The following is an 11,663-nucleotide window of genomic DNA, read 5'->3' as shown; positions in this document are numbered from 1 at the left end:
TAATAAAATGTAACTAGTTGAAAAGAATTTCATGTGAGATAATCTTCCCTCGGATATTTCTAAGCACTCGGCCGAATTTTTATTTGGGAATATGTGGATTCAAAAATGAAAGATGATACAATGAAACGAGAAAAATTGTTCAGGAGGATTTTGATGAAGAAAACGATATTCCTTACCATTTTGCTATTCCTATGCGTGTTTGCCGGGATGGTAAGTGCGGCTAGTTTACCAGACAAAGGAACACCCCATATTTATGATACCGCTGGCATGATTCCATCTGAACAGCTTAAAGACTTAGAGATGGCAGCTGGAGCAGGTGCGCCTTATATGTTCTATATTCTTACAATCGATTCTTTGGATGGAGAAGAATCTGATGTTTATGCAAAGAATGTCTACGATACATGGTCACTTCAGGCGGATGATATTATTGTTCTTCTTTCCAAAACAGATCGTCGCATTCAGCTCTATTTCATGAATGTCCCGCTTCAGAAGAAACTTGATGCTTTGCCGATCGACTACGCAGGCAGCGAGTATACAACCCGCCAATCGATCGATCGATTTCTAGGTAAAAACTTCACACCAATGGCCAAACAAGGTGATTTCGGATCTGGCTTGTTACAAATGGTCAGCGCTATGAATGTTTTGCCTGAACCTGAAGTGGAAGCTCCAATCCAACCGGCAACTCCAGATCCCTTGTTAGTAGCGCCACCATCACAGCATTCACCACTGCAAGTTATACCCGATCTTTCGCAAAGGGAACCTGTGAATGCCGGCAGATTTCCCCTGATTAGCATCATTGTTATCATCAGCCTTGTCATCCTTGCGGCTGGACTCTATGTGTTAATTCGATTCAAAAAGCGGACTACTCTCAAACGTAATGTGCTTTCGTTAGCTGAGGATACTTCAGTAGAACTTTTCCGTGCACAGGAGACATTAAAGCCGCTTGTACAATTATATGGAGCTCCACCTTCTGCTGAAGTGAAGCTTCTCCCTTTGTCTCGTGCTATTGACCAGCAAGCTCAGATCGTACAACAACTGATTGTATCAATCAGCAATCTCCACATCGGAATTGTAACTAGGAAAGGTACTGCAGAGCTCGATCAATTCGCAAAGACAGTCAGCGACCAGAATAATCATGCAAAACAGCACAGTCAAAGCGCCAATGAACTGGCAGAGCTGGATCAGACAAACAACCAAATCGTGAAAGAAATGCAAGCTGTTATTCAGGCACTTAGTGGACGTGTAAGTGAACTGGCGAATGTCTATCAATTGTCCCTAAGGATGATGAGAAACGAAATCGAAGTGAACAAGGAGAAAACGGATGCGGTCTACAAGCAGCAGTTATCTGAACTCATTGATGCTACGGAGCTGCTGATACCGCAGCATGAACAGACCACTTTACACAACCAACTGTTGGATAAGCTGCCGGATTTTATTGCGGAGCAAAAGTCAGGGTTAGCTAAGATCAACGAATTGGAAGCATCGATTAAAGCACAAATGCAACAAAATCAATTACAGCTCGTTGAGTTTAACCCGTTCGAGCGGACAGCTTACGCGGCTGTTGAACACAAGCAGCTTATCGTTTCTCTAGAAAATGGGGATCTGAGGGACGCATCCGATCGGTTAGCTAACATTCGTGGTGCATTAGATATAGCACGTCAGATGGTTCCTCAAAGGTTAGAACTCCGAGCATCGGTCATGCAAGATATGGAGAGAATGAAAAAATTTGTCCAGTCCTTCTCTCTTAATGAAGAAGCCTTCCAAGAAGAGCTTCGAAAAATGAAAAGCAAGTTTCACCCGTCCGTATGGACGTTCATGCCGCCGAAATATGAGGAAGCTGTACAAACCTATAGGGATGTTGTCTCCTATTCCGAAACAACAACACTTGCCATAAATGAGCAACGTTATAACGCATCACGTGAACAATTAGATAATATGATCACACTTTCGGAGCAGGCAACGCTAGCGATGAAGGACTGCATGCTTGCCTATGATCGCTCCCTGCAGCATCTCGCTGGCATTCAACACGCACATTCGGATACTTGGAGAAAGTTCCAAACAGCCGACACCCTATTAACTGCGCAGCACCTCTCTCCTCAAAGCGGTCCTGGGAGCATGCTTAATAACGCCAGCGACATCATTCGTAAGGACAAAGAAAGGTTGGATCATCATCTTGCCTCAAACCAAATTTCGCTTGATGACGCGGAGAGTCAGCAGCAATCGATTGATCGCAATGTAAACACTTTTGTCACTGATGTCGAGCGGGTTGTACAGGAGAAACAACAGGCAGAACGTCGTATAAGAGAAATCCAGAACCGTTATGAATCGGTATATGCCCGTACGAGACACCGCTCCGTATCCAGCAATCATAGCAGCAGTTATCAATCCAATATGAGTCAAATTGATAACTTGATAATGCTTGGACTTTATATGGAAGCCATGAATCTAATTGATGATGCCGATCATAATATTAATCAAATGCAATTCGAATACGATAACATCATTCGTGAAGAGCAAAGGCAAGAGGATGAACGACGCCGGCAAGAAGAGGAACAGCGACGTCAGCAGGAATCGATTAGTTCCTCCCCTTCACCCCCTTCTTCCGGAGGAGACTCTTATAGTCCGCCAAGTGGTTCTTCAGGAGGCGACAACTGGTAATTAGAAAACTACTGTGAATCCACGCCTTAAGGTAACTTATGCTACAATATGGCTTAACAGCAGATGAAGGAGAATACCATATGGCCGAAGATATCTCTTACACGACCGAAGAGATCGCACAGATTCTTAAAGTGTCCAAACTTACGGTCTACGATCTGATTAAGAAAGGTGATCTCCCCTCCTACCGTGTTGGCAAACAGATGCGGGTAGATGCCTCCGATCTGGAAGCCTATAAGCAGCAAACGAAGAAGTCAGCCCGAACTTTTGAACCTACCGGCAGCTATAGCGAAACGGCAAAGACCTCTCAGCCCTATACGATTTCCGGTATCCGCCCGATCGTTATAACGGGTCAAGATATTAGTCTGGACTTGTTAGCTAAGCACATGGAAAAGCATATCCCTTCGGTCAGGCCATTACGCTCTTATGTTGGCAGCCTCGACAGCCTGATCTCCATGTACAAGGGAGAATCCGATATTGTCAGCACTCATCTATTAGACGGGGACACCGGTGAATATAATCTCCCTTATATCCGCAGATTACTGACCGGTTCCTCTTACATGGTTGTGAATCTGATCAAACGACGGGCCGGACTATATGTGGAACGCGGGAATCCACATCAATTAAATGGCTGGGAAGATCTTGACCGACCAGGATTGCGGTTCGTGAACCGAGAGAAAGGCTCCGGCGCGAGAGTCCTGCTCGATGAACAGCTTCGTTTGCACCGTATTCAAGCCAATCAATTGATTGGCTATGATCTGGAGGAGAGCAACCACCTCGGAGTAGCCGGCAAAGTTGCTGCAGGTGAAGCGGATGTTGGGGTTGGCATTGAGAAGGCAGCCGCCATCGTTGGCAACGTGGATTTTATACCATTAATTCAAGAGCAATATGATCTTGTCTTACTTAAAAAGCCTGAAAATATGGAATGGATCTCAGCTGTCATGAACATCTTGTGTTCCACCGCCTTCCAGAATGAGCTCCGCTCGATCTCGGGTTATGATCTATCTCTAACTGGACAAGTCCTGTATGAGACTTAATGGATATGAAAACGGCCTTGGAGCTCATTGCTCCAAGGCCGTTTTCATTATTCAAATCAATCTTCCGCAGTAATGGCGAATAACAAATGGTCTTCCCATTGATCGTTTATTTTCAAATAACGTTGGGCGAGACCCTCACGCCTGAAGCCGGCCTTTTCCAAAACCCTAATGGATCTTTCGTTCCTTGGCATAACGCCTGCTTGAATGCGATGAAGATTTAACTCCTCGAATGCTTTGCGTACTACCAACGTAACGGCAGCTGTTGCATAACCTCGCCCATTGTAGGCTTGGTCAATAAAATAACCGAGATATGCATTCAGGAATACCCCTCGGGACACACTCGTGATCGCAATGCGCCCAATCAGCTGATCCGATTGAGTGAGATAGACTCCGAAAATATAAGCTTGATCTTGATCTGAACTCGTTATACCGTTCTTAATCTCATTCTCTTGTTCTTCAAGGGTATAGTGCGCTTCACTTCTAATCGGTTCATACGGCTGGAAAAAGCTTCGATTACGCGTTTTCAATTCGAGCATTGCTGGCGCATCCGCTTGGTCTAACGGTTTAAGATAAATTTCACTACTCATCATCTACGACTACGCCTTGGACTTTTCTACTTTTTGAACAAATTTATCGACTAATTGCTGCAGCACCTGCAGCGTTCCAAAGTCACTCAATCTGCCCTCGTCATCGAACTTCATATGTGCTTGGGAAAGCTTCAATTCTGGACGATTGACGGAATCCATATCCAAAGCAAATAGCAGTTGACGTAAGTTCGTCTGCGCACGGGCAGTTCCGCCAGGTCCGGTTGTAGCGCCCATAATCGCAACAGGTTTTGTCCCTAGTGGTGCACCTATATTTTTTCTAGATACCCAGTCGAGTGCATTTTTGAGTACCCCAGTAATCAGTCCGTTATATTCAGGCGTGCTAATCAGAATGCCGTCAGCTGAGCTGCACAGCTCAGCGAATTGCTTGACTGACTCCGGCAAATCCTCCTCCAGATCCTGGTTATAGAGCGGCAGATCTCCAAGATCAGCGTAGGTGTATGTAAAATTTTCAGGAAGAAACAACGCCGCATTTTTGAGTAAGGTTTTGTTCATCGAAGCTTTCCGCAAGCTTCCAGTTAAGCCAACAATATGAAAGGTTTGTGTCATGGTGGTCCTCTCCTTCTGGTTATACTGTGCAATCAACTGCACAACTCATTAAGATTAACCGATTTCATCCTCCTCGTACATAGCAGCCTCCCGATCACGGATATGACGCCGTAATAAGGCGGCTAACTCACGGTCGATCGTTCCTTTTTCATATAAAACTTGAACTTCCTCCCGTTCAGCTTGGATAGCCACCCAGTGGAGCTCCTTCCTTGCTTCATTAAAGTCATTCGACTTGTTCCTAGAGTGAATCGGCATCGTCTTCATCCTGTTGACGATCTGATTATAGTAAGCGATCACGAATTCGCTTGGATCATTCTTCACTTCAGGCATGCAGCGGGCTTGCATCTCTTCAAGGACAGCTTCCGAGCATTGCAATTTCAGTCCTCTTAAGGCGTAGATATCCGCCTCTGTATAAGCGGCCTTGTTATTGCCAGTAAGTAAAGCTTTTATCTTGCTTAATAAGCCTTTGATCACCATCTTACTAAGATGTAGCCGGTTGGCGAGAATCAGTTCGATCTGATCCAGCATTTTATTATAGAAATGAGCATGCTTGGGGCTAATTAACCCTTTCTCCAATTGCTTATGGACGTAGTTACGTTCAATGCCCAGCGCGAGCATCCGCATCTCTAATTCTTCTCTCTTGCCTCGGGAAAGCTGCTTGTTCGGATTATCTTTCATGTCGATCTGCAAAATCATCCGGCGATATTCGGCAATGACGGATTCCACTGCTGCCTCATTTGTTTCATTACTGACATGCTCCAAATGCTTTACTGCTGCGCCCATCACCTTCATCTGCCATTCTCGTTCTTCATGGCTTCTCTCGGCATCGTTGGCAATGACCCGTTTCTTCGCGATAAGTGGCAGCAGAATACTTGCCGTAAGCAGCGACAACAGGATAATAAAGGCGGCCAGGAAAATGATTAAATCACGTTGTGGGAACGGACTGCCATTGTTAAGCAGCAAGGGGATGGAAAAAGCGCCCGCAAGCGTAACCGCACCTCGTACTCCTGAGACCGTCGTCAATATAATGACCTTGTAGCTTAACGTTTCTCTGCTGGAAGCTCCAAACCAAGTGAACAAAAACGTCCATACAAAGCGCAGCACCAGAAGCAGAGCAAAGATAATGATCGCATACCAAATGACCACATAATTATTAAAGCCCGGATCTTTGAAAATAACCGAAGTAACATCAGGGATTTGAATACCTAGAATAACAAATACAAGGCCATTCAAGATGAACAGGATGACTGACCAAGTACTCAACGATACGGATCTTAGCTTTGGCATAGATTGATCCGCCCGGTCATCTTCAACCGCGTGCACAATACCGCCAGCTACAGCTGCAAGAATGCCTGAGACACCAAGCTCTTCTGCAACAAGATAAAGGATGAACGGGGTTACAATCTGCAGCAGCATATGCATCGTTTCATCCTCAAGGCCCGCCCTTCTAAGCAGCTGACGAATAAGAATGATTATGAAAGCAATGACAGCACCCACCAGCAGCCCGCCAACAGCGATGACAAGAAAGCTGAGCGTTGCTTTATGCAAGGAGAATATGCCCGTCATCGCTGCAGCAACCGCAAATTTGAAAGCGACAAGACCGGATGCATCATTCATCAAGGCTTCGCCTTCAAGCAGCCTCATTAAGCTTTTTGGCAGTTGAATACGTCCGGCTAATGCACCTACTGCAACGGCATCCGTTGGAGATAAGATTGCAGCAAGACCAAAAGCCGCCGCGAGCGGAATAGACGGAATCATCCAATGAATAGTGTAGCCCACCACAAATACGGTAGCGAAGACAAGCCCGACGGACAGCAGCAATATTGGCGCACGAAGCCGCCACAGCTCATCCCGAGGAGTATGCTTCCCATCGTTATACAATAATGGCGCTATGAACAAGATGAAGAACAATTCCGGTTCAAGATGCAGATGAATGCCAAGTGGAAGAATCGTCATAACCGCTCCAAGAGCAATTTGGATCAGCGGCACTGGCACGAACGGAATAAAACGATAGATGACGTTAGAGACACCAATCAGAACAAGCATAATGAGTACAGCAATAAAGACTTCCAAGCGTGATCCCCCTCCATGTTCTCACCTATTAAAAGGTATATACAAAAAGGATCAACCGCAAATCGCGCTCGATCCTTTTTATTATGATCTATCTCCCCATGTCCGTTAGACCGGGAGCGTGTTCGTTCGGAAGTTCCGGATTATAAGGCACAGGATATCCATCCGGCGGCGGTGTGACCTGAAGCTCCCCGCCATTCCGGCTTGGAGATTTGCCGCTAAACACTTCAGCAATTCTTGTCTCATCCAATCGGAAGTTGAATTGTGCGTTATGGAAGCCCAAATCGACATATTTCCGGCATTCCGGATATTTATTGATATCATAATTAGGTACTGGGAACAGATTCCCCCAGCTGACACCAAGTGTTTCAAGTGCCTTAGCAAATGCATTCTGATGAGCATTATCCCGTACAATGAGGAAGGCGATCGTTTCGCGGAAAGCTTTGTTGGAGCTCATTTCATAAATCCGGGATTTCTGCAGAACACCTGTTGATTCAAGTACCAAATTATCCAACAGATCTGCAATCAGATTCCCATGATTATAAACGTAATTTCCCATCCATGGGTTACCTCCGGCATCAACAGGAAGAGAGCCTTGCGCTCCAACGATATAATGATGGGGATTAGCATGTTTGATAGCCTCATCAAGCGGAGCACCATCTACACCAGCATTACCCGGATTTTCTTCTCCTGAACCAGTTAACAGCTGATTAATGGTTGTCTGTACCAGCTCGACATGGCTGATCTCCTCAAGAAATACGCCTCTGATCAGGTCACGATACTGCGTTGCTTTCCCTCTGAAGTTCGTGCTTTGGAAAAAATACTGCATCATCGTGCGCATCTCGCCATAATGTCCGCCCAGGGCTTCCTGTAAAACCTTTGCAGCAGCAGGGTCTGGCTTGTCCGGCACAATCATGTTAATCAGATCTTGTTTATAAAAATACAAGTCGAACCCTCCTTTAATTGGCTTAAGCGCTAATAGCTTGCGCTCAAGGACAATATTTCATTCTGTGCTGATGATTCCTTGCCGAGTAGGACAAATTACCGACATGTACATTGAAATGAAAAGGAGGGTCCCTGCATGAATGAAGAGATGTCATATGGTGAAGATTATCATTTCCTACCGGTCACCTCTATTAAAAGCGGCTTGGGACAAGAAGTTTTACCTGATCTATTTTGCCAGACCATTCAAATTGTAAATATCTGTTTCGTTGGCCAACCGGGAGAAAAAGACTGGGTGCTGGTTGATGCTGGTATGCCCCATTCGGCAGATGATATTATCTCAGCTGCGGAGGAACGATTTGGATTAGAAAACAAACCAAGCGGCATTGTACTGACACATGGGCATTTTGATCATGTTGGTTCGATTATCGAATTGATCAGGCATTGGGATATCCCTGTTTATGCCCATCCACTTGAGCTTCCGTATTTGACTGGGCAGCGCAATTACCCCACACCTGATGCTACGGTAGAAGGTGGATTAGTCGCAAAACTCTCACCTTTATTTCCTAACGATGCTATCCAGCTAAGCGATCATGTAATTGAGCTTCCATCGGATGGATCGATTCCCATTATGGCAGGCTGGCGATGGATTCACACACCTGGACATACCCCCGGTCATGTGTCTCTTTTTAGAGAAAGTGACCGCACCCTGCTAGCAGGTGATGCTTTTGTTACCGTCAAGCAAGAATCGCTTTGGAGCGTTATTACGCAGGAGCTTGAGATTAGCGGACCTCCCCGCTACTTAACTACGGATTGGGAATCTGCCCGGGAGTCGGTTGAAAAATTGGAGGCTTTGAAGCCAAAGACAGCTGTTACTGGACACGGGATGCCTATGACAGGTCAATTCCTGTCTGAAAGCCTGCAGAGATTGGTTCAAGAATTTGATCAAATTGCTATCCCTGATTATGGGAAGTACATCCAATAACGAAGAAAAAGAAACCACAGAATATCGTGGTTTCTTTTTCTTCAACGTTGAATTTAGTCTAACTGCACCTTGTCTCCCAATTTAACGGAACCAGGTTGGAGTACGGAAGCATAAACGCCAAAATGCAGATTGAACTCCTCATTCACTTTTCTGAGCAAAGTTGGATCCTTCACCTGCGTATCAGGATCCATCGTAATTAGTACACAACGCTCACAAAAGCTGTCCACTTGCAGTTTAGTATCTCCAATGGAGAGCTTTCGTCCGATCCAATCCCCTTCTGTAAACGTATCGTCACTAACCGTAATGACGAAATTCGCACGAAAACGACGGTAATCCAGCTCCTTCCCCCATGTCTCCTGCAGCTTGTTTAAGGAAGAGTCCGTAATGATCAGGATACTTGCTCCGTCAACCGACAACAATTGTGAATTTTTAGCCTTTGGATGGGGTTCCTTCCGTTTAGACATCGTAAGAGTTGTGGAGGTCTGGCTTTGGATCTCTTCTAATAAAGCTTCATCCCAGCCAAATACTCTGCCGTCAGGCGAAGTTACTTGAATGTCTCCATCTTTAAATTCAGCTTTATAGTTAAGCAGATTAGGAATATTTCTAGCCGTTATGTACTTGTACCATTCTTTCTTGGTCTCATCGTAAAAGGTGACAAAACGATCCCCTTGTAAGCCATACTCTTCAATAACACAGTCCTCCAGCTTTTCACCGGCAAACGATTTAATCGGATAGCGATAAATCTCGCTAATTTCACCAATCTGCACCTTTCATTCCTCCATCTGACTATGAATAATTCTATTTTAACGGATGTTACCCAGAAAACAAAAATGAATATTGTTGTTCTCAAGCCTAACAGATTAATGATATTCTGATATTAAGCATACAAAAAATGGAGGTTTTCTCAAAATGAGAGCAATGGTCATTAATGCCCCAGGGGCCCCCGATACATTCACAATGGCGGACATGCCTATTCCTGAGCCTGGGCTAGGTGAAATTCGGGTGCAGATCAAGGCAGCAAGCCTAAACCCTGCAGATTATAAAATGACGGCAAACGGCAATCCGGCTTGGCAATATCCTTTCATTCCTGGTCTTGATGCGGCGGGGATTGTGGATGCTGTTGGAGAAGGTGTTACGGGCTTTGTAATCGGTGATCATGTCGCTTATCATGGAAGCTTTATGAAACCAGGTACATATGCCGAATATGGCATAACGAAAGCTCATATGGCTGGCCGTATCCCAAGCGGCGTAACCTTCGAGGAAGCTGCCGCCTTCCCTTGTGCTGGACTAACTGCCTATCAAGCCTTACTAGAGAAGCTGAATGTGAAAGCTGGACGTTCCATTCTTATTCATGCCGGTGCCGGCGGCGTTGGCGGGTATGCCATCCAACTAGCAAAGCTGCTTGGAGCATCTCCAATCATTACAACGGCATCGACAGCCAATACGGACTATGTAAAACAGCTTGGCGCTGATGTTGTTATTGACTACAATACCGAAGATGTAGCAGCAAGAGTCATGGAAGCGACAAATGGCTTAGGCGTTGATTACATCTTAAATTCACTCAATCGGGTAACAGCCCAAGCAGATCTGACTATGCTTTCTTTTAACGGGCAACTAGCCTGTATCGCCGGCGCTCCTGAGACCGTAGCCGACTTCCAGCCATCCTACAAAACTTTCTCGGTTCATAAAATGATGATTGGCGGTGCTCATTTATCCGGTGATGTTCGTGCTGAACGTGAACTTGGGACGATGACAGAAGAATTCATGCAGCTTATCTCTGATCGCAAATTAAACGCCATCGTGGAGAAAAAAATCAGCTTGGAGCAAATTCCAGCTGAATTAACCCGTTTATCACAAAGACACGTTCGCGGTAAAATTGTAGTGGTCATGTAACTAAAATAAGCTTACTCTTTGTGCAGAGTAAGCTTATTTTTTAATAGGAGGAATCATAGATGAAAATCAAAGAATCCGGTATTATTTTATTCACGGAAAATTACGAGACTGCCGTAGACTTCTATACCGCACATATGGGATTACATGTTCGCGAGCGACAGACTAATCTTACCGTATTCGACTTTGGCGGCAGCTATCTTATGGTTGAGCGAGGCGGCGTGGGCTCGTCAACAGAAAAGTCGAGAGCTCAGAATCCAACCGTTCTGCGGTTTGATGTGATAGATTTTGAGCAGGCTGTGCAGGAGCTGTTAGACAGAAGAGTTACGGTAGACGTTCATATTCATAGTTGGGGAACGATTGGCGTCATTATTGATCCAGAAGGTAATCGCATTGAACTCAAGAAAGCTTAATTTCCTTCCAAGCCTGCTCCAGTTCCTGCTGCTGACGTAAATGATGGCGGGTATGCATCTCAATCAAATCGAACCATTCCCTGACATTCAGCCAGCCGAAGCCCCCATGTCTTATTTTATAGTTGGGATTAATAAGTTGGATTCGAGCATCCCATTCTCTCATCTTGCTGAGCAGATCGTCCAAATCACGATTATGCTCGGCTTTGTTTTTTTCGTTATTAGGACTATACTCCATGCCTGGAGGTAATTTGATCTTAATCGGTGGAAATCCCCCACGCTCGATGAGCTCTTCACCAGCTTCTGTTTTGCCTAAAGGCTGATCAACACTCGAGATTGCGCATTGTTCGATTTTATCCAGATATTCTAGTGCCACATCAACAATATGGGAATAAACCTGGCCCATCGACCATACTCCTGGAGCGCTGCTATAGCGTAATTGCTCCATAGGATAGGTATCTAGTCTATCTTTGAATGCGTTTATAACTTCCAAACCTCTCACTAACGTGCACCTCGCTTT

11 protein-coding genes are annotated in these 11,663 nt (G+C 45.2%); 5 read left to right on the top strand and 6 right to left on the bottom strand.

The window, feature by feature from the left end; genetic code table 11:
- Positions 1–153: 153 nt before the first annotated feature.
- Entirely contained in the window at positions 154–2,658 is a 2,505-nt protein-coding gene (locus FHS17_RS03245) for a TPM domain-containing protein (protein ID WP_167274389.1), read from the top strand.
- 80 nt (positions 2,659–2,738) lie between these two features.
- A complete protein-coding gene (locus tag FHS17_RS03240) occupies positions 2,739–3,692 on the top strand; it encodes a substrate-binding domain-containing protein (RefSeq protein ID WP_167274385.1) in 954 nt (317 codons plus the stop codon).
- A 56-nt stretch (positions 3,693–3,748) separates the two neighbouring features.
- On the opposite strand, the gene FHS17_RS03235 is transcribed toward FHS17_RS03240, so the two are convergent.
- The 4 genes from FHS17_RS03235 to FHS17_RS03220 form a co-directional block, all read right to left on the bottom strand.
- Positions 3,749–4,282 carry a GNAT family N-acetyltransferase gene (locus FHS17_RS03235; RefSeq protein ID WP_167274381.1) on the bottom strand — a complete coding sequence of 178 codons (534 nt, stop codon included), beginning with the start codon at positions 4,280–4,282 and terminating at the stop codon, positions 3,749–3,751.
- 6 nt (positions 4,283–4,288) lie between these two features.
- A complete protein-coding gene (locus tag FHS17_RS03230) occupies positions 4,289–4,846 on the bottom strand; it encodes an NADPH-dependent FMN reductase (RefSeq protein WP_167274376.1) in 558 nt (185 codons plus the stop codon).
- Positions 4,847–4,900: 54 nt separating this feature from the next.
- Positions 4,901–6,919 carry a Na+/H+ antiporter gene (locus tag FHS17_RS03225; RefSeq protein ID WP_167274373.1) on the bottom strand — a complete coding sequence of 673 codons (2,019 nt, stop codon included), beginning with the start codon at positions 6,917–6,919 and terminating at the stop codon, positions 4,901–4,903.
- 88 nt (positions 6,920–7,007) lie between these two features.
- A complete protein-coding gene (locus FHS17_RS03220) occupies positions 7,008–7,862 on the bottom strand; it encodes a manganese catalase family protein (RefSeq protein ID WP_167274370.1) in 855 nt (284 codons plus the stop codon).
- Positions 7,863–7,997: 135 nt separating this feature from the next.
- On the opposite strand from FHS17_RS03220, the gene FHS17_RS03215 reads away from it, so the two are divergent.
- On the top strand, positions 7,998–8,843 hold the full coding sequence (locus FHS17_RS03215; RefSeq protein ID WP_167274366.1) for an MBL fold metallo-hydrolase: 846 nt from the start codon (positions 7,998–8,000) through the stop codon (positions 8,841–8,843).
- Positions 8,844–8,896: 53 nt separating this feature from the next.
- On the opposite strand, the gene FHS17_RS30995 is transcribed toward FHS17_RS03215, so the two are convergent.
- Positions 8,897–9,610 (bottom strand): MOSC domain-containing protein, encoded by a 714-nt coding sequence (locus FHS17_RS30995; protein WP_167274362.1) that lies wholly within the window; start codon positions 9,608–9,610, stop codon positions 8,897–8,899.
- Between the two features lie 142 nt (positions 9,611–9,752).
- Between FHS17_RS30995 and FHS17_RS03205 the strand changes: the two genes are divergently transcribed.
- Positions 9,753–10,736 (top strand): zinc-binding dehydrogenase, encoded by a 984-nt coding sequence (locus FHS17_RS03205; RefSeq protein ID WP_167274359.1) that lies wholly within the window; start codon positions 9,753–9,755, stop codon positions 10,734–10,736.
- 59 nt (positions 10,737–10,795) lie between these two features.
- Positions 10,796–11,146, top strand: coding sequence for a VOC family protein (locus tag FHS17_RS03200; RefSeq protein WP_167274356.1), 351 nt, complete (start codon positions 10,796–10,798; stop codon positions 11,144–11,146).
- On the opposite strand, the gene FHS17_RS03195 is transcribed toward FHS17_RS03200, so the two are convergent.
- Positions 11,133–11,645, bottom strand: a complete 513-nt coding sequence (locus FHS17_RS03195) for a DinB family protein (RefSeq protein WP_167274353.1) — start codon at positions 11,643–11,645, stop codon at positions 11,133–11,135. The genes FHS17_RS03200 and FHS17_RS03195 overlap by 14 nt on opposite strands.
- Positions 11,646–11,663 lie beyond the last annotated feature (18 nt).

It is taken from the genome of Paenibacillus lupini, assembly GCF_011761355.1.
Taxonomy (GTDB): domain Bacteria; phylum Bacillota; class Bacilli; order Paenibacillales; family Paenibacillaceae; genus Pristimantibacillus; species Pristimantibacillus lupini.
This window is presented reverse-complemented; position numbering and strand designations above follow the sequence as displayed.